Consider the following 20,857-nt stretch of genomic DNA (forward strand, 5'->3'; position numbering starts at 1 on the left):
TTTGACGGGCCGAAACTTCGGATCAACTCGTCTAGGTCACGCGGTGCCCGGCCCGTCCCCGCAGCAGCACCTCGAAGCCCGCCCGCAGGTCCTGCTTCAGATCGGCCAGGGCCTCGAAACCGACGTGCACCCGGATCAGGGGTCCCCTCCCCGCCCATGTGCCGGGCAGCCGGTGGGAGACGGGATCGGCGGGCACGATCAGGCTCTCGTAGCCGCCGTAGCTGTGGCCGAGACCGAACAGGCGCAGCCGGTCCAGCATCGCGTCGACGTCCGGTTTGCCGAAGTCCGGGTCGAGCTCCACCCCGAACAGGCCGGCCGCGCCCGTGAAGTCCCGGCGCCACAGATCGTGGCCGGGGTCCCCGGGCAGCCCCGGGTGCAGGACCGCCGCCACGCCCTTCTGGCCGGCGAGCCAGCGCGCCAGTTCCAGGCCTTGCTCCTGGTGGCGGGCCAGGCGCACGTCGAGGGTGCGCAGCCCGCGCAGGCCCAGATAGACGTCGTCGGCCCCCGCGCACTGGCCGAGGCGCATCGCCGCGCCCCGGATGAGCGGGTAACTCTCCTCGGTGCAGACGACCGCGCCGAGGATGCTGTCCGCGTGGCCCGTCAGGTACTTGGTCGCGGAGTGCACCACCGCGTCCACGCCCGCGCCCAGGGCCAGCGGGCGGTGGAACGCCGGTGTGGCCCAGGTGTTGTCGGCGACGGTGGCCACCCCGTGCGCCCGGCAGACGGCGGTGATCGCCGGGATGTCCTGCACCTCGAAGGTGGTGGAACCCGGGGACTCGAGGTACAGCAGCCTCGTCCGCGGGCGGATCAGCCGGGCGACGGCGGCGCCGTCCGCGGTCGGGCGGTAGTACTCGGTCTCCACACCCAGCGCGGCGAGCGAGTCGCAGAACCTCCGGGTCGGCAGGTACACCGAGTCGCTGACCAGGATGTGGTCGCCGGCCTGGACGTACGCGAGGATCGTCGTGGTGATCGCGGAGAGGCCGGAGCAGGTCACCACCGCGGCGTGGCCGCCCTCCAGCTCGGTCAGCGCCTCCTCGAAGGCGCGGCTGGTGGGCGTGCCGAACCGGCCGTAGACCGGGCCGCCCCGCTTGAGCGGGTCGGCCTGGGAGGCGTCCATCTCGGCCACGTCCCGGTAGAGGACCGTGGAGGCGTGGTGCACGGGCGGGTTGACGTAGCCGCCCTGCCGGCGCGGGTCCGCACCGGCGTGCACGTACCGTGTCTCCGGCGCGTCGACGGGCTCGTTCACCGGCCCACCGCCGGTTCGGGCAGCGGCGGTTGGGCGACCGCCGGCCGCCGGTTGCGGCCCAGCGCCAGGGCGAGCAGTGCCGCGACCGCGCACTGCGCCGCCACCACCAGCCAGAACGCGCCCAGCCGGCCGTCGGACTTGTAGTGGGCGAAGACGAAACCGCCGACGACACCGGCAAGGAGCCCGCCGACACCGCCCGTGAGCCGCTGCACACCGAAGGCGAACGCCGCGTTGCGGGGCAGGAGTTCGACCAGCTCCAGGTCGCAGCGTAGGAAGAGGAAGATCTCGCCCATGGTGAACAGCGCGGTGCCGGCCAGCAGGGCCGGGGTGCCGCCGACCGCCATGACCGCCATGCCGGCCGCCATCACCGCGAACGAACCGGCCATCAGCAGCCGGTAGTCGGCCTTGGCGATACGGTCGGCCAGCACCGGCTGGAGCACCACCACCATGGCGCAGTTGAGCAGCATCACCCAGCCCAGCGCCCGGATGTCGGACACCCCGGCCGCGTACAGGCCGATGAAGCTCTGGAAGAAGAAGTACAGGTAGTAGGCGAGCGCGGTGAACAGCACCGGGCGCAATGCCCCCCGCAGCGCCGCCCACTTCCCGGCGGGCCCCTCCGCCTCGGCCGTTCCCGGCGCCGCGGCCGGCCGGCGCTCGACCGGTTTCAGGGTGATCTGGTGGGCCACGGTGATCAGCGCGAAGAGCCCGGCCAGCCCGATGAGCAGTGCTATCGGGTCTGCGTCGACCAGCAGCGCGGCCAGCAACGGGCCCAGGCCCATACCGGCGTTGAGCGCGGCACTGCTCACCCCGAGGAACAGCGGGCGCAGTTCGTCGGAGACGCTGGTGACGATGTACGCCTTGTTCGCCGGGAGGTACAGCGCCGGACCGCCGGCCACGAGGACGACGGCCGGGTACGCCACCCACGGCAGATGGACGGCCACCCCGAGCAGCACCAGACCGGCCGTGCGCAGGGTCAGCGCGAACACCATGGTCCGCTTGAGCCCGAGCCGGTCCACGACCGCGCCGCCCAGGATGCTGCCGCCGAACTGGATGAACGTGGCCACCGCCACCAGCACCGCGGCCACCCGGACGTCCAGGCGGACGGCCTCGACCATGAGCACCCCGATGAACGGGGTGACCATGTAACTGCCCAGCGCGACGACGAACGACAAGGCGATCAGGGCCTTCAGCGCGGACGGCAGCGCGGTGAACGTCCGGTACTTGGCGGCGAGTCCGCCGCCGACGCGCCCCCCGCTCACGGTGAATCGCTCCCGCCGGTGGCCACCGGGCGCTTCGAGGGCAGGCCCCACTCGCTCCACGAGCCGTCGTACACCGCGAGTTCGCGGTAGCCGGCCAGGGTGGCGCCGAGCGCGAGGACGCAGGCGGTGACGCCGGAGCCGCAGCTGAAGTACAGCTGCTCCCGGTCCCCGGCCGCCGCCTTGAACGCCGTACGCAGCTCCTCCGCCGGACGCATCACGCCGCCGTCGCGCTGGAGTTCGCCGAAGGGCAGGCTGACCGAGCCGGGCATGTGGCCGCCGCGCAGGCCCGGGCGGGGCTCGGGGGCGGTGCCCGCGTAGCGTTCCCGGGTGCGCGCGTCGAGCACCGCGGCACGCGGGTCGGCGAGGGCGGCGGCGACGGTGTCGGCGTCCACGATCAGCCCGGGCCGGGGCCGGGCCGTGAACGTGCCGCGCGGTCCGTCGTACGCGGCGGGCTCGTCCTCGACCGGGTGGCCGGCCGCGGTCCAGGCGGGCAGCCCGCCGTCCAGCACGGCGACCCGGTCGAAGCCCATGGCGCGCAGCATCCACCAGGCGCGGGCGCTGGAGTAGACGCCCTGGGCGTCGTAGACGACGACCGTGTCGGTGTCGTGCAGGCCGAGGGCGCGCAGCGCCTCGGTGAACTCCGCGGGGCCGGGCATGGTGTGCGGCACCGCGCTGGTGTGGTCGGACAGGTCCCCGTCCAGGTCGAAGGGGCGGGCCCCGGGGATGCGCGCGGCGGCGCCCCGGCGGGCGCCGACGGAGGCGTCGAAGAGGACCAGGCCCTCCCCGAGCCGACCGGCCACCCAGTCGGCGTCCACGAGCGGCCCGGCCGGCTCGACGGTGGTGTGCTCAGGGGGCGTTGTGGCGCTCACGCGGTACCTCCGCAGGACTGGGCGGGCCGCCACCGGGAGTTGTCGGAGAACCAGCCCGCCACGTGTTCGAGATTGGCAGCCACATCCTCCTCGCTGTCCCCGTCGACCACATAACCGGCCAGGAACAACCCGGACTTCACCCCGCCGTGGAACTCCTGGCCGACACTCCCGGTGAGCATCACCTCGCGGACGCACCGGGGCTGCTCGGCCGTCGCGGTGGGCAGCTGCTCCAGCACCCCGTTCTGCGGCGGGATGCACAGCGCGCCGGCGGGCCGGTACTCCGGGGTGCCCAGCGTCGAGGGCAGACCGCACTCGGCGTACAGCCACTCCTTGTCCAGGTCGATCCCGAAGGCGTGCCGGACCAACGCGCTGATCATGCCGCCACCGGTACGGCTGGCGATCTCGCAGAAGACCAGCCGGTCGTCCGGCGTGATCCAGAACTCGGCGTGGAAGGCGGTCCGGGGCGGCGTCGGCAGCTCGGCCAGCACCGCCCGTGCCGCCTTGACCAGCCGGTCGTACAGCGGGTCCTCGCGGGTGAGCGGCAGGTTGGCCACCCAGTCGTTGCTGCGGAAGGACAGGCAGTCGTTGAGGTAGCGGAAGGGGTGGACGAAGACGACCTCGCCGCCGGCCACCAGCCCGTCCACGTGGTACATCTGCCCGGGTACGAACACCTCGATCTCGCTGCTTCCCCGCCACGGGCTGGCCAGGTAGGCGTCCAGTTCCGCCTCGTCACGGATGATCGCCGCGCCCAGCGAGCCCGACTCGGACACCGGCTTGATCACGACCGGGTAGCCGTGCTCGGCAACGAAGCCCAGGGCGGTGTAGGCCGAGTCGAGCCGGCGGTAGGCCGGCACGTCGACGGGGCCGCCCGCGAGGTGGTCCTTCATCACGACCTTGTCGCGGAAGGCCAGCGCGCTCGCGGTGTGCTGGCCCGGCAGTCCGAGCAGCTCCCGCAGCTGGGCGGCGCGCACGACGTCGGCCTCGGCACGGGCGAAGACCGCCTCGACCGCGAACTCGCGGGCCAGCCGCAGCGCGGTCTTCTCGACCAGCTGGTTGGTGTCGTACGCGTCGAAAGCGTGCACGTGCGGGAGGTGGGAGTAGCCCTCCGCGTACTCCCGCGCGGTCACGATGACCGGGACGATCCCCGAGCCGGCCAGCCACTGGTCGTACGGGGTCTTGGCGTAGGGCGTCTTGGCGAAGACGAGGATGTGGCGCATGGCGGGGTCTTTCTCTCGGTTCAGGACGCGGAGTCGGTGAGGAGCGGCAGCCGGCGCCGCTCCGGGACCCGGGAGATCAGGCCGAGCTCCTCGGACAGCTCGGTGGCGAAGCAGCCGTCCTTGTACGTGCCGGCGAGCCGCTTGGCGGTGAACGCCTCGATCCCGTCGTGATCGAACTCCACGTCGTACGTGGTGGCGTCGGCCGTGACGGTGCGGGTCAGGATGCCGAGGTGCGGCTCGAAGGTGTTGACGCAGCCGACGATGTCGCCGATCTTCTCACGGCGGCCCTCCGGACCCTCCGAAAGCACCTCCTCCGGGGCGGGAATGGCGGCGAAGAGCTGACGGCCGGCCCGGCACCAGCCGACGTGGCCGGGGAAGCCCATGGCCTTGATGCCGAAGGTGCCGAAGTCCTCGCTGACGCCCAGCTGGAAGTGCAGCGGGACCGTCTCGTGCAGCCACTTGAAGTCGCGGTAGGCCTGCTCGACCTCCTCGCGGCTCAGGCGCAGTTCGGGGTGGCGGTTGCCGTGGTCGGTGAAGTTGTTGAACCGGACGGTGGCCACGCCCAGCTTGTTGAAGTAGTGGGCGTAGCGCTCCAGCGAGGTGCGGCCGTGGTTGTGGCGGCCGATGGTGACACCGATGTTGACGCGGAAGGCGTCCTCGGGGGCGATGCCCTCGTTGTACTCGGCGATCCGGCGCAGCACCTCCTCGGTGTCCGCGCCCGAGAAGACGCCCTTGATGGGGTAGGTCCTGTGGTCCCGGACGCGGAGGTTCTCGTCGATCACGCCGTGGTAGGTGATGGAGATGGTGCCGTAGCCGTTCTCCACCGCCCGGTCGAGGAGTTCCCGCCAGTTGTCGGCGAGCAGCGGGCGGCCGCTGGTCCAGGCGTCGCCCTTCTCCATGGTCGCGGTCGGCGTGTGGTCCAACTCCTGCCGGAACTCACGGTTGTTGGCCGGGCCGTACAGGTTCATGAACTCGCCGTCGTAGGCGAAGCTGTCCACGTAGCGCGGGTAGACGTGGTACCCGTGCGACCGCAGGCCCTCCAGGATGCGGGGGCCCTCCTCCATGGCGAAGGACTTGTCGTAGACCTTCTCGTAGTTGACGAACCAGCAGTGCGCGCACTTCTGGCCGCAGGTGTTCTTGCCGACCTTGGTGTCGAGGTCGAGGTAGATGTGGATGTCGTCGGGCTTGATGTCCTTGAAGGGAGTGGAGAACGGGACATCGCCGTGGAAATCGTAAGAAACCGGTGCGTTCTGGACGGACATGTGGCCCCCGATGCGGTGTTCGTCGTCTGAAAGGAGACAAGGAGACGGGAAGGAAGGGCGGAACCGGCGTTGCCGGGAGGTACGGGGAGCCGCGGCGCGGCTCCCCGTCACAGATGTGGCTCGGGCGCGGTGGTGACCACCGGGCGGGCGGTGAGTTCCGCGACGGCCGCCGTGCAGGCGTCGGTGCCGGCCGCGGTCAGGACGGCCATGCCCAGCCGGTCGGCGGAGGAGCGCAGCGGGCGCACCTCGTCCCCGGGCCGGACGGTGAGGTCCCAGGCGTGCACCCGTCCCTGCGTGAGGGCGGGCGGCGGCGCGACGGCCGTCACGCGTCCGGGCGGGGCGGTGAGGAAGACGGTGGCGGCCGCGACGGCCGCGGCGGGGCCCCGCCGGATTTTGTCGCCGATCGCCCAGCCGAGGGCGGCGCGCCGCCACTCGACCCCGGTGGTGAGCTGGACCAGGTCCGCGATGCCGTCGCCGCCGAGCCGGGTGTGGGTCTCGATCACGACGATCTTGTCGCCGTCGACCATGACCTCGGTGTGGCTGGGACCGTCGGTGAGCCCGAGGGCGTCGAGCAGTTCGCCGACCGCCCGGGCGACCAGCTCCTGGCGGCGCGGGTCCAGGGAGGGCGGCGGCATCATATGGCTGACCTCGACGAAGCCGTCCGTGGTGCCCTTCTCGGCGATGCCGATGACGGTGTGCCGCCCGCCCGCGGAGAGGGCCTCGACACTGAACTCCCGCCCCTCGGCGAACTGTTCGAACAGGGTGGCGGCCGTACGGCGGTCCGCCGGGAGCGCGTCGGCGCTCTCCACCAGGGCGATGGAGGCGCTGCCGACCCCGTCGACCGGCTTGGTCACGACCCGGCCGTGGACGGCGAACAGCCGGTCCACCGCCGCCGTGTCGTCGCCGGCGGCGAAGGCCGGGTTCAGATGCGGTGCCTCGCGCTCCAGGATCCGCCGCATGGCGAGTTTGTCGCGGGTGGCGTGCACCACGGCCGGGTCGACTCCGGTGACACCGAGCAGGCGGGCGGCCAGCGCGGCCGGCTCCAGGCCGAACTCGGTGAGCGAGACGACGGCGGTGGGCCGCAGGGGGCGCAGCACCTCGTCGGTGAAGGTCAGGAAGGCGGGCAGGTCCCGGAAGTCGGCCGTCAGCACCCGGGTGCCCGGGTCGAGGGCGGGTGTGCCGGGCAGCTGTACGTGGACCAGTTCGCCGGGCAGGGACGCCGCCGCCCGCGCCACGGTCGGGTTGGCGCCGACGATCACCAGAGTGGAGACGTCGTCCGTGTTGCCCGGACAGTCCTCGTCCGGACCCCCCGCGTTCACTGCGTCCACTTTTCCTCCCCGTCCCGCGTCGAGCGCTGGTTCGGCCGACGCGGCGAGCAAGACAATCGCAAGCGTGCTCGGAGGATGTCAATAGGATCACGCACCGTGATCATCGCGCCCGCCGGCCGGGCCTGACCTGGCATAGGCCGTCCCCACGAGGGACGCTTCACGCCTCGTACGGCCGGCCGGCGGCTCCCGCCGGCCCGCGCGCGGATACCCCCCTCGTCACGTCATTCCGGCCAACTATCCGGCCACTGCGACACACTCCGTTCACAAAACCCCAGCACGACCTGCGTAACGTCGGTGGTTTCCGGCCAATCACCGGGTCGGAGCGACGTGCGACGACGATTCGGGGGAAGCGGACCGTTTCCGGCGAGGTCGGAGCGGCACCGGGGCCACGCCCGGCACGGGCGGCGGGGTTCTCCCGCACCCCGGACGCGGGGTGGCCCGGCGCTACCGGCCGGCGGCCGCGGCGTCCGCCCGGTCGGACCGCAGCCGTGCGGCCGGCCGGGCCACCTCGGCGTACAGCGGATCGTCGTGCGCCACTCCCCAGCGGTGCAGATGGACGAGCAGCCGGGTGATCACGGTGTCGTACTCCACGAGCACGGAGACTCTTCTTCGCGGTGAGCGGCTCGACGCGCATCAGGTACTGGTGGGTGGGCTCGTCGATCTTGCCGTGCGACTTGGAGCTCGCGGCGTAACGGCCGACCCCCTTGTGCGGGTCGCTCGCGTAGTCGAGCTTCGCCCTGACGAGGCCGCTCTGAGCGGCGGTCAGTGTCCCTCCGACCTGTTCCAGCAGGCCCCTCAGAAGGTCGATCCCCGCATTCCGTTCCTCGGCCGGCCGGCGGATCCCTTCGTCGCCGAGCCCGCGCCGCAGGAGCAGCAGGATCGCGGTGTTCGCACAGCTTTCGCCCGCGTCCCCATGGGCGAGTTCATGGGCGAGTGAACCGAGCCGTTCGGTCGTGCCCTGCCCATGGAACACGGAGTGCCCCATGGAGTACTTCTCGGCGGAGCCCGCGGGGGAGAGGGACCTGCCCGGCATCCCGGGTGTGGAGCCGACGATGCCGCGGTGCGCCAGCAGGTCGCCCAGCAGATCCCGGGTGACCTGCGGGGCTTGGGGGTCCCGCCGGATGGCGTCCAGGCGGTCCAGGCCGTCCTCGACCAGCCCGCGCCTGTGGTCCTCCGGCAGATCCCGGACGACGCCGTCCACCCGGTCCGCGAGCCGGGCGTTGGTGAGGGACAGAACGCTGTCTTAGGTGGGCACGGTGGTCCTCCGGGCAGCAAGAAGCCGCCGGCGTGCCGGGAGCGGCGGGCGTTCTGCTTGGGGCGAAGGGAGCCGGTGACCTGATGCAGGGGTGGCGTCTCGTCCGAGGAGCGGGAGAGCGGCCCGGGGATGACGGGTGCTGGCGCCGCTGGTTGTTCGACCTGGGGCGTGGGCCTGTACTCCTGCCCCGGCCAGTCCTCCAAGACCTTCGTCTATGAGGCGGTACAGCAGCACCCGCACCAGGACAAAGGAGTGACCGTGATCTTCTGCGGCGACTGGGACTCTGCCGGCAGATGTGTCCCTCGGACCGTGGCCGATCGGAGTGGCCGGGGGCGTCCCAGGCCGGGGTGCGCAGCAGGCCGGCCGCCGATCCCGAGGCGCGAGGTGCTGCTCAGGGGCGGTGCGCGGCGCGGTTGTGGCCGGACCGGTTTCAGTTGCCGATGTTCGTGACGCCGCCCGGGCCGCCTTCCACCCAGTTGGGCACCGTGCGGGCGAGGACGTGATCGGGGATCCCGGCGGGGGAGTAGAAGACGGCGATCATCGAGAACCAGCGGGGGATGCTGCTGTCGGGTGCCCGGAAGACCGGCTCCACCAGGTAACGCACGCTGCCGGCGGTCGTACCGTCGTCGGTGTCGTCCGATGGGCCGAGGCCGCGGCCTGAGTCCGGAGTGCCGCCGGTCCAGGAGCCCCCGGTGGAGCTCTGCCTCGACGAGGTGGCGGACTGCGCGGTGGAGACACCGTCGTCGCCCGAGGACCGCAGCCCGAACGAGACCGCGACGGCGATGAGCGCGGCGACCACGGCGACGATCCGGCCGGCGGACATCCGCCGGGCCGGGACCCGCGGCGCCGCCGGGCCGCCGGGGGGCCGTGCCTGCCCCGCGCCGCGGGGCGACGGCGGCGCGGGCTTGGCGGACGCCGGACGCCGGGCGGCCCTGGCGGACGCGGTGGCCGCGACGACGGTGAGCCGTTCTGCCCAGGCCGCAGGGGCCGGGCGGCGGGCCGGATCGGCGGAGAGCCCGGCGCGGGCCAGGTCGCCCAGGGGCGGGTCCAGCGCGGCCAGGGCGGCCGGGTCGGTGGCCGTCTGCTCGCGGGCGAAAAGGCGGACGGCGAGCAGGGCCAGTTTGTAGCTGTCGCTGAACGGGGTCGCCTTCTCCTCGCCCGCCGGGATCTGCCAGTCGGGCGTCTCGGCCTGAGGCAGCGCGCTCGGCGCCGCCCAGCCGCATGGCGTCGCAGTCGACGAGGAAGCACTCGGGGCGGCCAGCGGTGATGAAGAGAAGGTTCTTGGGCGAGAGGTCACCGACCGTGATGCCGATCCGGTGCAGCCGGGTGAGGGTGGCCGCCAGGTCCGCGAGGAGCAGCAGGCGGTCGCGTTCGCTGACGCGCAGGCCGATGCCGGCCACGTAGGCGTCATCGTTGAGCAGGAACTCCAGGTTCGCCAGGCGCCGGTCGCCCCGGGAGGCACCGCCCAGAGTCCGATAGGTGAACTGGAAACGGTCGGGCACCACGGCCGCGGGCCAGGCCGTCTTCTCGCACAGCCACCGGCCCTCCGCGGTGCTCATGTGCGGACAGAGTGCCACAGCGGCATTTCCCACAGAAGAAGTTCATCGGATCGAGCTCGGATTGTCGTAGACGCTGAAGGCCGTGGCCCCGCGCCGGACGGGGCGTTGCCCACACGTGAGCGGGCGGCGGCGGTCCCACGTCGTGAAAACCGCCGAACACCAGGGTGGCGAACGTCTGTTGCCCGGTAGCGTGTGCACTCGACCGGCTCGGTACGGCTGGGTTCGGCGGGACAGAGGAGGTCTCTGAGATGGCGGGCGATCCTTCGGTTCACGGTGGTGGGCTGTCACGACGCGCCCTGCTCGCATCGTCGGCCGCCGCGGGTGGCGCGGTGTGGCTGCTGCGCGGCCTGGTCCGGCCGGACGGCGCGTACGCCGCCGACGCGCCCCCGGCGCCGCCGGGTTTCCCCGCCGGACCCGACATCTACCGGCGCGTCTACGAGAACTGGGCCGGCGAGATTCACACCGACCAGTTGTGGACGTGCACCCCGCGCCACCCCCAGGACGTGCTCGACATCGTCAACTGGGCGCACGGCGCGGGCTGGACGGTACGCGCGCAAGGCAAACGGCACGGCTGGGCCCCGCTCACGGTGGCCGACGGCACCCCCGCCGCGACCCGGGTCGTCCTGCTGGACACCACCGCACACCTCACCGCCATGTCCCTTGAGCGGCGGTCCGCCGACGGCTCGGCCGAGGTCCGCGTCCAGACCGGGGCCACCCTGGAGGACCTGCTCGCGTTCGCCGGCGCCGCCGGTCACGGCGTCACCGCCGCGCCGGCACCCGGACAGCTGTCGGTCGGCGGCGCGCTCGCCATCGGCGCGCACGGTACAGCCGTCCCCGCCGTCGGCGAGAGCCCAACGCCCGGCCACGGCTACGGCTCGTTGAGCAACCTGGTCACCGAACTGACCGCGGTCGTCTGGGACGAGGGCGCCGGCCGCTACGTCCTGCGGACCGTCGGCCGGGCGGAACCCGACTGCGACGCGCTCCTCACCCACCTGGGCCGTTCGCTCGTCACCGAGGCCGTCCTGCGCGTGGGCGCCGACCAGAACCTGCGCTGCCAGTCCTTCCTGGACATCCCGGCCACCGAACTGTTCGCCGCCCCGGGCACCGCGGCCGGGAAGCGGACCCTGGCCGACTTCGTGGACCGGACCGGCCGCGTGGAGGCGATCTGGTTCGCCTTCACCGACAAGCCCTGGCTGAAGGTCTGGAGCGTCGCTCCGCGACAGCCCCTGGGCTCCCGCGCGGTCGACGAGCCGTACAACTACCCCTTCTCCGACTCCCTCCCCGAGCCGGTGGCCCGGCTGGCCGGATCCCTGGTCTCGGGGGCCTGGGCGAGCGCGCCGCTCTTCGGCCAGGTGCAGTACCTGCTGGCCAAGGTGGCGCTGACCGGCGACATCACCGACGTCCTGCTGTCCGACGGCCTCGTGCGGGACGTGCTGACCGGTGATGTCCTCACTCATCTGCTGGCGGGCGGGCTGCGGTCGCACCTGTGGGGCGCCTCCCGCAACCTGCTGGAGTACATACGGCCCACCACGCTGCGCGAGACGGCCAACGGCTACGCCGTGCTCGTCCGCCGCGCCGATCTGCAATGGGTGGTCAGCCGGTTCGCCGACTTCTACCGCACGCTGCTCGCCGAGTACGCGGCACGCGGCGAGTACCCGGTCAACGGCCAGGTGGAGATCCGCGTGACCGGCCTGGAGGACCCTTCCGTGTGCGGCGTACCCGGCGCGCGGCCACCCCTGCTGTCCGCCCTGCGACCGCGCCCCGACCGGCCGGACACCGACACCGCCGTGTGGATCGACATCCTCTCCCTGCCGACCACACCCGCCCTGCACCGCTTCTACCGGGAGGTCGAGCAATTCTTGTTCGCGCTGGACGGGGACAGGGCGACGGTCCGGGCGGAGTGGTCCAAGGGCTGGGCCTACACCGACACCGCCGCGTGGTCCGACCCGGAGGTCCTCACCCGCACCGTCCCCGCCAGTCTGCGCGCCGGGGGCGGCCCGGGCTGGGACGAGGCCGTCACGGTCCTGGAGCGACTCGACCCCCACCACGTGGTGTCCAGCCCCTTCCTCGACACCCTGCTGCGCTGATCCGGCGAACGTGCCGGCCCCGACGGACGCGGGTACGCTCCGCGCGGTGAGACCGCGTCCGATCCCCGGCACGGCGGGCCGACTCCCCCTCCAAGCGGCCGGGGGGTTCCCACGGGAGCCGGCCGGCCCGGACATGCACCGTCCTCCTGACGGAGTCGCCCCCGGGCCGGCGCGAACGGAACCCTACGGTCTTTCGTGTGGATCAGGCCGGATCAGGGAGCGGGGTCTGGTGCCGTGCATAGCGAGGCGGAGGAGGACCGGGATTCCCCCTGGGCCATCCGCCCGTCTCACGTCTCCAGATTGGAGAGTGCCTTGGCCGCGCCTGTGTCGAAATGGCCGATGTCGAGCGCTATTCGGATGCCCGCATGCTGCATCTGTTGCACGGCCAGTTGGCTGTAAGCCCTCTCTTCGCCGCTGCTGCCGTAGAGGTGCCGGGCGTGGATCACGATGGCAAAGGTGTGCGTGGCAGGCGGGCCGCCAAGTCCGCGCTGAGCGAGGTCGATCAGCCGCTCGGCACACCCCGTTCCGCCACCGATCGTGCCGCACGGGGATCTGTTGATGTTGATCACCAACTGGTAGTGGCCCGCTGCCGGATTCCCCTGATCGACGAGTTCCCCGAGGCGGTCGATGAGCCTGTCCTCAGCGTGCAGGCCGCCTCCGCTGCGGAACTTCGACAGCTCCTGCGCCAGTTGCCCGTTCAGTTCCAGATCCGCGGACAAGGTCGTCGCCTGACCGTTCCACTCGTTGTCCGTGAGATCCTCAAGCCGCTGGACGACCTCCCCCGGTCGGCGCGGCGTTTGCATGAGAGCGGGCTCGCGGGCTTGTTCCGAGCCCGCGACGGGGTCGTCACCGTACTCGCGCCGGCACGCTGCAACATAAGCACCGCTGCCCCGTTCCCGGCGGTGCGCTGGAGGGCGAGTACGTCGGCGGGGGACATCGGGAGACCGGGGCGGGGGCGCGAGGCCACGGGCCCGGCAGTGTGGGCAGGCGGGGTTCCCGGGTGTTGCCTCTTCGGACTCTTCTCCAGGTCTTGCGCACGCATGGAATGCCTTCCGGTGACGGACACAGGACCCCTCCGGAACTCCAGCAGAGGACTCACCGGAGAAGATAGGCGAGGGCAGTCCGCGACGACCAGGCCGTCGGCGCAGCGGCCCTTCACACGCCGGCACCGTTTGGGCGTCTGTTCCACGAAGCAGCGCTCGATAGCCGCAGAACGGCCACGAATCCTCGGCTGTCCGGAAGGCGCTGGACAGTGCCGAACGCCGATCCCGGCATGGCGCCATGGCCGATGACGGTGGTGCGGTCGCCGACACCCGCCCATGCCCCCGCAGGGCTGCGCGGAGTGATGGTGTCCCTCCAGGGGAGTTGCGTTCAAGGGGGGAATCACTCGTGGATCATCGCCCGGTCGCCGAGGCCATCGAGACGGCCATGCGCCTGCCGATGCACGACCAGCACGCGTTCGTTGTGGTCGGCCCGCGCTTCCGGGGTGAGGGCTGCACCGGCCAGACCGTCCCCTGGCCAACCGCTCGGCCCAGGGCTACCTCCCAAACCGTCGTTCCCCCGGGCCACCGCCGGCCCGCGGGAAGGGACCTTCTGGAGCGGGATGCGTCGTCCCAGGAGGCGTCCGGGCTCCCGGGACCGTAGAAGGGCCCGACTGCTCAGTATGTGGACCATGGGCTTGAGCCTGGGCCGTCGCCCGACCACGAAGCCGCGCGACGAGGCACCGCGGTCACGGCGGGGGAGGCTCCGGAAGCACCGCTCACGGGCGTGGCCCGATCAGTCGTTGCCCGGCACGTACGGAGATCGCTGTCGCCGGGCAGGAGTCCGCGGCGTCCAGCGCGCGTTCGTCCTCGGGGATGTCCGCGGCGAGCGGCTCCGCCAGGCCCTCGTCGTCCAGCCGGTACAGCTCGGGTGCGATACCGGCGCACATGCCCGATCCCATGCACAGGGCGCGGTCCACCCCGGTCGTCCAGGACACCGCCCTCACCACCCCACCGGCATCTCGCGCGGACCACGGACCAGCATCTGGTCCTTCCACCGCACGTCGCCCGCGAGACGCAGACCGGGGAAGCGTTCGAGCAGGGCCCCCAGAGCCTCCTGAAGCTCCAGCCTGGCGAGCGGTGCGCCGAGACAGTGGTGCACCCCGTGCCCGAACCCGAGATGCTGGACGCCGGTCCGGGTGATGTCGAGCCGGCCGGGGTCCGCGAACTTCAGCGCGTCGCGGTTGGCGGCGCCGATCGCGACCAGGACGGGCTCACCGGCACGGACGAGGGTACCGCCGACCTCCACGTCCTCGGTGGCGTACCTGGGGAAGCTCGCGCCGCTGCCCAGGGGCACGAAGCGCATGAGTTCCTCGACCGCGCCGTGCAGCAGCTCGGGACTCTTGCGGAGGATCTCCATCTGCTCAGGGTGGTCGAGCAGCGTGTACACGAAGTTGGGGATCTGTGTGGCCGTCGTCTCGTGACCGGCGATGAGGATGCCGTCGCACAGATCGACCAGTTCCAGTTCGCTCAGCCGGTCACCGGTGTCACGCGCCTCGATCAGGCCCGTCATCAGGTCGGGCCGCGGGTTGCGCCGGTGGTCCGCCACCAGTCCGGTCATGTAGGCCCGCAGTTCCTGCCTGTTGCGTTCTGACTCCTCAGCCGTCAGGGAGCTGGTGGAGAGCGCCGCGTCGCTCCAGGCCCGAAACCTGGGGCGGTCCTCCTCCGGCACTCCCAGCATGCGGCAGATGACGGCGACCGGGATCGGCAGCGCGTAGTGTTCCACGAGGTCGGCGGGCTGCCCCATGGCCTCCATCTCGTCGAGCAGCCGGTGCGCCAGATCCCGGACCGCCGGACGCAGTTTCTCCACTTGGTGCACGGTGAACGCCTTCGCCACCAGCGTGCGCAGCCGCGTGTGGCCGGGCGGGTCCATGCTGAGGATGCCGCTGTCCTGGCTGCCCTCCGAATGACGTGGTGCGTCGTGCCGCAGCGCCTCCGCCCTGCTGAAGCGGCGGTCACCCAGAACCAGGCGCGCGTCGGCATACCGGGTGACCAGCCAGGCGGGCTCCCCGTACGCCAGACGCACGCGAATCAGGCCCGGTTCCTCCAGCGCCGCCTGGTACGCGTCCGCCAGGCTCAGGCCGTCGGGCTCGTTGAACGGATAGGGGACGGGCTGTTCGGCCGTGACCGTCATGGCGTGACCTCCCTGTCGCTCGGTGGATGCCACTCGATGATCACGGCCGCTCACCGGCGTCGGCAACAGCGCTTTGTCAGCCACCGGACGGCCCCTCGTGGCAGCGCCGCCGGACGATGGGGGTCCCTGCCGCCGGACGCCTGCACCTCAGCGTTACGTGCCCTTGTGGACCACCACCGTCCAGCCCGCGCCGACCACGTCGCCCTGGCCGAGAATCGGCTTCCCAGGCGGCAGGGCTCGCGCGGCCGGCTACGGTTCCCGCTTCGCCGCCGTGCGCGTCCGCCCGGCTGGCAAGGCCGTCGAGAGTCCCATCCGGGCGCAGTACCGGTCACGCGCCGGCTGGTGAACCGCGCCTTCAAGGACGGGCAGTGGCTGGCCGATAGCTGGGGCGTGCACTCGCTTTCTGTGTTCTTGGGTCGTCGCCCTCTCGCCTGGCGTCTGCTGGGGCCAGCCGGGCTGTCCGCCGTCCTGCTGTGGGCACTCACGCAGGCTCCGGCGGCCCGGCCGGCCGAGGTCGTCGCGCCGCGCCCGGCGGCGGCCGTGGACGAGAACAAGGCCGTGGCGCGTTGAACGTCAGGGCGATTACCCGCTCGCGCGTACGGATCACCCGGTTCTCCGATCCGACTTGCGGGAGCGCGCCGTCACTTTCGGCTCCCGGCCGCGGCCCGTCTCGGGATCGCGGCCGCCAACGCCGCCGACACAGCCCTGGACCTGGACCACCACGACCGAGGGGCCCAGGTGACCGACGGCATGAGGTGCGCCCTCGACGGGGCCGCCTGATCAGAGGTGGGTGATCAAGAGGCTGTGGGTGACCAGGGCCGGGTGGAAGTCCACGGGGCGCGTTGCCTCACCCAGCTTGATTCCCTGGCAGCCGTAGTCGCTGAACAGGGTGGCCTTGTAACCCGGGGTGACGTTCACCTTGGTGATCATGCCGTCGATGCCGAAGCAACCGGTTGTCCCACCCACCCACCTCGTGGTGCCGTCGGTCCTGGTGACGACCACGAACGGGGGTGTGTCGGAGACGGGCGGGGCGGCGGCAACGCCAAGCAGGGCGAACGACAGCAACCCGGTCCGGGCAAGAGTCCTCATGATCGAAAGAACGAGAAGCGAAGCGCCGGGTCACTGCTCCATGGGACGAGCCAGCTGTCCGTTTCGCGGATCGCCGGGTCCGGCGCCGACGGGACGCGCTGGGGCCTGAGCGTCGACAGCGACGAGGAAGCCGCCCTGTCCCGGATCCTGAGCCGCTGCCCGAACGCGCCGTTGACCGTCACCCTCGCCCGGTAGGGCCACGCTGTTGCGGCCTAAGGGGTGCTCCAGGTACGGCGGTTCGCGCGTTCCTTGTCCAGGTCTGCTACCCGGCCCATTTCTCCTGCCACGGCGCCTTCCGGCCGCCGGTCAGCAGGGCCAGGCCGTGCCCGAGCGGAAGGCAGGCGGCTGGTTCTCCCGCTTCCGCAGGCGACGCACCCGCACAGCGGGACCGGTCCCGAAGTCACCGCACCACCGGGCGGGACGGACGGGCCCATCCGACGTCGACAGCCCACCGGATCCCCTACACAGGCCACATGAGACGCAGCCGGGAAGAGGCCGCATCCCAGGATCTGCCGGGCGACCTGTGGCACGCCCTGTCCCAGCTCCAGCACACCCATCCCGCCCCCGTGGGCCGCGTCGGGTCGCTCGCCCGCCCGGCCGGATGGCTGTCCTTCGCCGCGGCCGCCGACACCGTCCTCGCGGCCCGCGTGCAGCTGTCCGGCGCGGAGACGATGCACGAACTCTGCGAGACGCTCCGTGCGATCACCGGCGGCATGCACGCCCAGTTCACCGGCCCCGGCGTCGCGCTGGAGGTCACGCTCGGCAGACGGCAGGAACTCCCGATCCACGCGGCGCACACCGCGGGCCTTACCCGGCTCTTCCGTCACGCGGCCGGCACCATCGATGCCCGCACGCCGGGGGGAGGCCGGTGCTTCCACTGCGGCGGGACCGGGCACGTCCGGCCGTTGTGGGAGCCGGCTGCCGGGCACGCGTGAGCGATACGCAAGAGGAACGCCCGCGCCCGGGGCCGTCCTTCTGGACGGCGTGGGGCGCGGGCGGGGGAGGGCCCCGAAGGCTTACGCCGGTAGGGGTGCACGCTCCGGGCGCAGCGCCGCAAGCGGAGAACGGCGGCCCTCCTCCACGGCGCGCAGCTGCTCCCAGTCGACTTCCGGGTGTGCGGCGGGGATCGCGTCGACGGAGGCGGTGATGGTGGTTGCGGTGGGGCAACTGCGGGGACGCAGCTGATGTCGGTTGCGGGGCAGCGGCTGTGGTCAGGCCGTGGTGCAGGTCCTGCCGCTGAGGGTGAAGGTGGTCGGGGCAGTGTTCGTGGCGCCCCTGTTGGCGATGAAACCGAGAGTGACGGAACCGCCGGCGGTGATGGTGTCGGTGTAGGAGGCGGGGATGACGCTCACGGAGCCGCCTGTCTGGGTGGGGGTACCGCCCCACATGTTGTTGATGGTCTGGCCGTTGGCGAAGGTGAAGCCGAGCGCCCAGTTGCTGACAGCGGCGGCGCCGGTGTTGCGGATGGTGATCTCGCTCTGGAAGCCGCTTCCCCAGTCACCCACCAAGCGGTAGCTGACGGAGCAGGTGCCCGCTGGGGTGCCGGTGGTAACGGTAACGGTGGCCGAGCGGGTGGAGCGGTTGCCGGCCGCGTCCTTGGCGTAAACGCCGAAGGTGTAGGCCGTGTTGCCGGACAGCCCTGTGACCGTGGCCCGGTTGGACGTCGAGCCGGCCACCCGCGTCTCGGTGCCGCCGGTGACACGGACGACGTCGTAGCCGGTGACACCCACGTTGTCCGTGGAGGCCGCCCAGCTCAAGGTCACGGAGTTGGCCGTCACCTCGGAGGCGGTGGGAGTCCCCGGAGCGGTGGGCGCAGTGGTGTCACCGCCGGGATCACCGGGGGTCTGGCTGAGCAGGTGCGCCTTGAACCCCTCACCGTAGGTGCTGGTCGGTGTGCCGTTCCAGTCCTCGATGAGCACACTGCCACCGCTGCAACCCCAAGGGTTCCAGGTCCAGGCCGTGTACCCGACCTTGTTGGCGTCCGCCCAGGCCATCACCTGGTCGATGTAGTCATGGGCGCAGGTGTTCTGACCGATCTCGCCGGCCTGGACCGGCACCTGGGCGGCGACCGTTCCGATGTTGCTGTCCCAGCACGAGGTGGTCACGCAGCCGTTGAAGTTGTAGGAGTGCCATGAGGCCATCAGATTGCCGGTGGGGTCGGCCGGCTTGAATTCCAGCCACCGACTCAGGTTGTTCGTCCACTCCAGACCGCCCGACATGATCACGTTGGTGGCACCGGTGGCGCGTACCGCGTTGACGAGGGTCTGCATGCCGGCGACCGGGTAGGTGATCCCGGCGCAGGTGCCGCCGTCACGCAGACAGGTCCATGCGGCCGTGGCGTCGGACCAGTTGTTGGCAGCGTCCGGGTACGGCTCGTTGAACAGGTCGAAGATGACCGCTCCGTTCCCCTTGAACATCGTGGCCACCTCGGACCAGAACGTGGGGGTGTAGCGCGCGTCCGGCATCGGTTTCTGACAGGTGGCCGCGACGTCCGGGCAGCCTCCGCCGGGGCCGGTGTACTCGCCCCACGTCCAGTGCAGGTCGAGGATCACGTTGATGCCGTTGGCCACCAGGAGGTCCGCGTAGGTCTTGACCGCCTGCTGGTATGCCGCCGCGCTGGGCGCTGTCGGAGGTAAGTTCCCGGTGCCCAGCCAGCACTCCTCGTTCAGCGGGATCCGGACAGTGTTGATCTTCCATGCCTTCATCGCGTCGACGGCCGCCTGGTCCGTCGGCCCGTCGAATATCTCCTTGCCCTGGACACAGCCGAACTCCCCGCCGGACCGGTTGACGCCCAGTGGGCGGAACGTGGAATCGGATCCGGTGACCAGGCGGTTGCCCGACACGTGCAGTGCCGGCGCCGCGGCGACCGCCGATGCCCTGCCGTCTGCGGCGGACTGACCGGCCGCCGGCGAGGCGACCGCCGAGGCCGGGCCGCCGAATCCGGCCACCGAACCCGCCATAAGCACTCCGGCAACGCCGAAGGCCCGAAGGGCTCTTCGCATGCTCATCGCACTCTCCCTCAACGCACGTATAGGACCGATCACTCCATATGGCACCGCCCGGCGAGAGACCGGCCTCCAAGCGGGTTCCACAGGGGGCAATGCGCCTCTACCTGGCTGGATGACCTTCGTACTGCGCATAACGCTGATCCGACGGCTGTGGGAGCGCTCCCATAGGTAGTGAGCCTAGATGCGCCGGGCAACCGGACGGAAGCTCTCTGCAGGACTTGTTTCTGACGCCGAACCTTGAGGCTTCGGAGGCGGGCAGAGGGGGGTAGGGCTGCGTACGGGTGCGCGAGGAAGGATTCACCCGCCCGGGCACGGGCGCCCTCGCGAAGCGCTCCGTCCGGACCCCGCGTTCTGGAAGGCTTGCCGCGTGCGCGAGGACGTGGACGAGGACCTGGCCATGACGTCGTACGCCACCGCACAGCGACCTGGTGACCGGGCCTTCCAGCGCGACGCAACTGCCGTGTGCACGGCGCCGGACGGCACCCGCGCCTACGCCCTGCTCGACGGCGTCGGCGACACCCCGGCCGTCCGCTCCTGGACCCGTACCGCAGCTCTCCGCCTGGCCCGCGCCGCCGCCGAGAGCGCGCGTGAGCACGTGCTAGTTGGCCCATGTGCGCGGTGGTGGCCCGCAAACCCCAGGGGCCCCTTGGCTGGTAGGCCCGCGTAAGCCGCCAAAGGAACCCGACTACCCTGATCGAATGATTGATGAGGGGGACTTCCGGGTCGGTGACGTGCTGTCGGTTGCTTGCCCCTTCACGGTTACCCGGGTCGTGCAGGGTGTCACGTGGGGTCATGTGTCGGTGCGATGGCCGTGGTGGGATATCGACACCGAGAACGAGTTCGCGCGCTGGAACGGGGTCGTCGCCCTCGGCGTGAACAGCGGCGGGAGCTTCTCGCCTGAGGTGGAGGCCGAGCTCTTTCGAACGGACCCCCCGCCCGAACAGCTGAAGGCGGGAGACCTCTGCCGGGTCGGCGTGCCGCCCACCGTCGTGCACGTGACGGACGTCGAACACCACGACCCCCCGCTGGAGACGGCCTGGCTGCCACATCCCACCCAGACCGTGACCGTGCTGCCCCGAGGTCTGTCCTATCGCGAGTTCCCGGACGAGAGCCATCTCGATGGCTCGGGGTACACCATCCACCCTGGCGATGGGATTCCCTTCACCTTCGAACTGTTGATGCGCCCATACGCGTCCCTCCAGGTGGGCGACGAGGTCGCCGATGCCGTCGGCCGGGCCTGGCGGTTCGGCGGGCCCTGGGACTGGACCGCCTTCGACGGGGAGCCGGCTGGCGCCGGCCCTGCGTGGCCACTCGTCCTGCTCACCCGAGCAGGAACGCCGTGCTCCGTCGAGGACGCCGAGGCGGTGGCTGCGAGTACGGCGACAGGTTCGCACCAGAAGACGATCCGAGACTGGATGGCACTCACCGCGGCCTCGCCCACACCCTGACCCATCCGGACGCCTGCCGCATCTCTGCCGTGGCTGAGCGAGGACCCGGCCCCCCC

19 protein-coding genes are annotated in these 20,857 nt (G+C 71.5%); 6 read left to right on the forward strand and 13 right to left on the reverse strand.

Features of this window, described 5'->3' with window-relative positions; translation table 11 throughout:
- Nucleotides 1-31 precede the first annotated feature (31 nt).
- The 7 genes from metC to IE251_RS37495 all read right to left on the reverse strand — a co-directional run bounded on the left by metC (nucleotide 32) and on the right by IE251_RS37495 (nucleotide 7,772).
- Entirely contained in the window at nucleotides 32-1,246 is a 1,215-nt protein-coding gene (gene metC / locus IE251_RS37465; protein WP_189757409.1) for a cystathionine beta-lyase, read from the reverse strand.
- Nucleotides 1,243-2,505, reverse strand: coding sequence for an MFS transporter (locus tag IE251_RS37470; RefSeq protein ID WP_189757410.1), 1,263 nt, complete (start codon nucleotides 2,503-2,505; stop codon nucleotides 1,243-1,245). Before IE251_RS37470 ends, metC begins: the two co-directional genes overlap by 4 nt.
- On the reverse strand, nucleotides 2,502-3,374 hold the full coding sequence (locus tag IE251_RS37475) for a sulfurtransferase (protein WP_189757411.1): 873 nt from the start codon (nucleotides 3,372-3,374) through the stop codon (nucleotides 2,502-2,504). The genes IE251_RS37470 and IE251_RS37475 overlap by 4 nt, the downstream gene beginning before the upstream one ends.
- A complete protein-coding gene (locus tag IE251_RS37480) occupies nucleotides 3,371-4,591 on the reverse strand; it encodes an ATP-grasp domain-containing protein (RefSeq protein WP_189757412.1) in 1,221 nt (406 codons plus the stop codon). The genes IE251_RS37475 and IE251_RS37480 overlap by 4 nt, the downstream gene beginning before the upstream one ends.
- 20 nt (nucleotides 4,592-4,611) lie before the next feature.
- Entirely contained in the window at nucleotides 4,612-5,853 is a 1,242-nt protein-coding gene (locus tag IE251_RS37485; protein WP_189757413.1) for a radical SAM protein, read from the reverse strand.
- Between the two features lie 107 nt (nucleotides 5,854-5,960).
- Nucleotides 5,961-7,181: an ATP-grasp domain-containing protein gene (locus IE251_RS37490; protein ID WP_229897106.1), complete on the reverse strand. Its 1,221-nt coding sequence runs from the start codon at nucleotides 7,179-7,181 to the stop codon at nucleotides 5,961-5,963.
- Between the two features lie 444 nt (nucleotides 7,182-7,625).
- Nucleotides 7,626-7,772, reverse strand: coding sequence for a hypothetical protein (locus IE251_RS37495; protein WP_189757414.1), 147 nt, complete (start codon nucleotides 7,770-7,772; stop codon nucleotides 7,626-7,628).
- On the opposite strand from IE251_RS37495, the gene IE251_RS37500 reads away from it, so the two are divergent.
- Complete coding sequence (locus tag IE251_RS37500) at nucleotides 7,759-8,118, forward strand: hypothetical protein (protein WP_189757415.1); 360 nt, start codon at nucleotides 7,759-7,761, stop codon at nucleotides 8,116-8,118. The genes IE251_RS37495 and IE251_RS37500 overlap by 14 nt on opposite strands.
- Before the next feature lie 748 nt (nucleotides 8,119-8,866).
- Here IE251_RS37500 and IE251_RS37505 read toward each other — a convergent pair.
- Complete coding sequence (locus tag IE251_RS37505; protein ID WP_189757416.1) at nucleotides 8,867-9,733, reverse strand: hypothetical protein; 867 nt, start codon at nucleotides 9,731-9,733, stop codon at nucleotides 8,867-8,869.
- Nucleotides 9,734-10,243: 510 nt separating this feature from the next.
- Here IE251_RS37505 and IE251_RS37510 point away from each other — a divergent pair.
- Nucleotides 10,244-12,082, forward strand: coding sequence for a cholesterol oxidase substrate-binding domain-containing protein (locus IE251_RS37510; RefSeq protein ID WP_189757417.1), 1,839 nt, complete (start codon nucleotides 10,244-10,246; stop codon nucleotides 12,080-12,082).
- Between the two features lie 287 nt (nucleotides 12,083-12,369).
- On the opposite strand, the gene IE251_RS37515 is transcribed toward IE251_RS37510, so the two are convergent.
- The 3 genes from IE251_RS37515 to IE251_RS37525 all read right to left on the reverse strand — a co-directional run bounded on the left by IE251_RS37515 (nucleotide 12,370) and on the right by IE251_RS37525 (nucleotide 15,256).
- Nucleotides 12,370-12,885 (reverse strand): hypothetical protein, encoded by a 516-nt coding sequence (locus IE251_RS37515; protein WP_189757418.1) that lies wholly within the window; start codon nucleotides 12,883-12,885, stop codon nucleotides 12,370-12,372.
- 956 nt (nucleotides 12,886-13,841) lie between these two features.
- Nucleotides 13,842-14,069, reverse strand: a complete 228-nt coding sequence (locus tag IE251_RS37520) for a ferredoxin (protein WP_189757419.1) — start codon at nucleotides 14,067-14,069, stop codon at nucleotides 13,842-13,844.
- Nucleotides 14,066-15,256 carry a cytochrome P450 gene (locus IE251_RS37525; RefSeq protein ID WP_189757420.1) on the reverse strand — a complete coding sequence of 397 codons (1,191 nt, stop codon included), beginning with the start codon at nucleotides 15,254-15,256 and terminating at the stop codon, nucleotides 14,066-14,068. Before IE251_RS37525 ends, IE251_RS37520 begins: the two co-directional genes overlap by 4 nt.
- A gap of 411 nt (nucleotides 15,257-15,667) precedes the next feature.
- On the opposite strand from IE251_RS37525, the gene IE251_RS37530 reads away from it, so the two are divergent.
- The gene (locus tag IE251_RS37530) at nucleotides 15,668-15,826 is read left to right on the forward strand and encodes a hypothetical protein (protein WP_189757421.1); all 159 of its coding nucleotides are present in this window, start codon (nucleotides 15,668-15,670) and stop codon (nucleotides 15,824-15,826) included.
- A 210-nt stretch (nucleotides 15,827-16,036) separates the two neighbouring features.
- On the opposite strand, the gene IE251_RS37535 is transcribed toward IE251_RS37530, so the two are convergent.
- Nucleotides 16,037-16,345, reverse strand: coding sequence for a hypothetical protein (locus tag IE251_RS37535; RefSeq protein ID WP_189757422.1), 309 nt, complete (start codon nucleotides 16,343-16,345; stop codon nucleotides 16,037-16,039).
- 473 nt (nucleotides 16,346-16,818) lie between these two features.
- Between IE251_RS37535 and IE251_RS37540 the strand changes: the two genes are divergently transcribed.
- The gene (locus IE251_RS37540) at nucleotides 16,819-17,280 is read left to right on the forward strand and encodes a hypothetical protein (RefSeq protein ID WP_189757423.1); all 462 of its coding nucleotides are present in this window, start codon (nucleotides 16,819-16,821) and stop codon (nucleotides 17,278-17,280) included.
- 276 nt (nucleotides 17,281-17,556) lie between these two features.
- Here IE251_RS37540 and IE251_RS37545 read toward each other — a convergent pair whose 3' ends face one another.
- Complete coding sequence (locus IE251_RS37545) at nucleotides 17,557-19,353, reverse strand: cellulase family glycosylhydrolase (RefSeq protein ID WP_229897107.1); 1,797 nt, start codon at nucleotides 19,351-19,353, stop codon at nucleotides 17,557-17,559.
- Between the two features lie 367 nt (nucleotides 19,354-19,720).
- Between IE251_RS37545 and IE251_RS37550 the strand changes: the two genes are divergently transcribed.
- Together IE251_RS37550 and IE251_RS37555 are read left to right on the forward strand one after the other, a co-directional pair.
- The gene (locus IE251_RS37550; RefSeq protein ID WP_189757425.1) at nucleotides 19,721-20,020 is read left to right on the forward strand and encodes a hypothetical protein; all 300 of its coding nucleotides are present in this window, start codon (nucleotides 19,721-19,723) and stop codon (nucleotides 20,018-20,020) included.
- A gap of 31 nt (nucleotides 20,021-20,051) precedes the next feature.
- Nucleotides 20,052-20,801 carry a hypothetical protein gene (locus IE251_RS37555; protein WP_189757426.1) on the forward strand — a complete coding sequence of 250 codons (750 nt, stop codon included), beginning with the start codon at nucleotides 20,052-20,054 and terminating at the stop codon, nucleotides 20,799-20,801.
- Nucleotides 20,802-20,857 lie beyond the last annotated feature (56 nt).

Origin of the sequence: Streptomyces eurythermus (assembly GCF_014649115.1) — a bacterium.
GTDB lineage: Bacteria > Actinomycetota > Actinomycetes > Streptomycetales > Streptomycetaceae > Streptomyces > Streptomyces eurythermus.

Bases quoted from the DNA above. Each gene is read 5' to 3' on its own strand.
- IE251_RS37480 (WP_189757412.1), bottom strand. From the start codon at position 4,591: ATGCGCCACATCCTCGTCTTCGCCAAGACGCCCTACGCCAAGACCCCG.
- IE251_RS37485 (WP_189757413.1), bottom strand. From the start codon at position 5,853: ATGTCCGTCCAGAACGCACCGGTTTCTTACGATTTCCACGGCGATGTC.
- IE251_RS37510 (WP_189757417.1), top strand. From the start codon at position 10,244: ATGGCGGGCGATCCTTCGGTTCACGGTGGTGGGCTGTCACGACGCGCC.
- IE251_RS37515 (WP_189757418.1), bottom strand. From the start codon at position 12,885: ATGCAAACGCCGCGCCGACCGGGGGAGGTCGTCCAGCGGCTTGAGGAT.
- IE251_RS37525 (WP_189757420.1), bottom strand. From the start codon at position 15,256: ATGACGGTCACGGCCGAACAGCCCGTCCCCTATCCGTTCAACGAGCCC.
- IE251_RS37535 (WP_189757422.1), bottom strand. From the start codon at position 16,345: ATGAGGACTCTTGCCCGGACCGGGTTGCTGTCGTTCGCCCTGCTTGGC.
- IE251_RS37540 (WP_189757423.1), top strand. From the start codon at position 16,819: ATGAGACGCAGCCGGGAAGAGGCCGCATCCCAGGATCTGCCGGGCGAC.
- IE251_RS37545 (WP_229897107.1), bottom strand. From the start codon at position 19,353: ATGAGCATGCGAAGAGCCCTTCGGGCCTTCGGCGTTGCCGGAGTGCTT.
- IE251_RS37555 (WP_189757426.1), top strand. From the start codon at position 20,052: ATGATTGATGAGGGGGACTTCCGGGTCGGTGACGTGCTGTCGGTTGCT.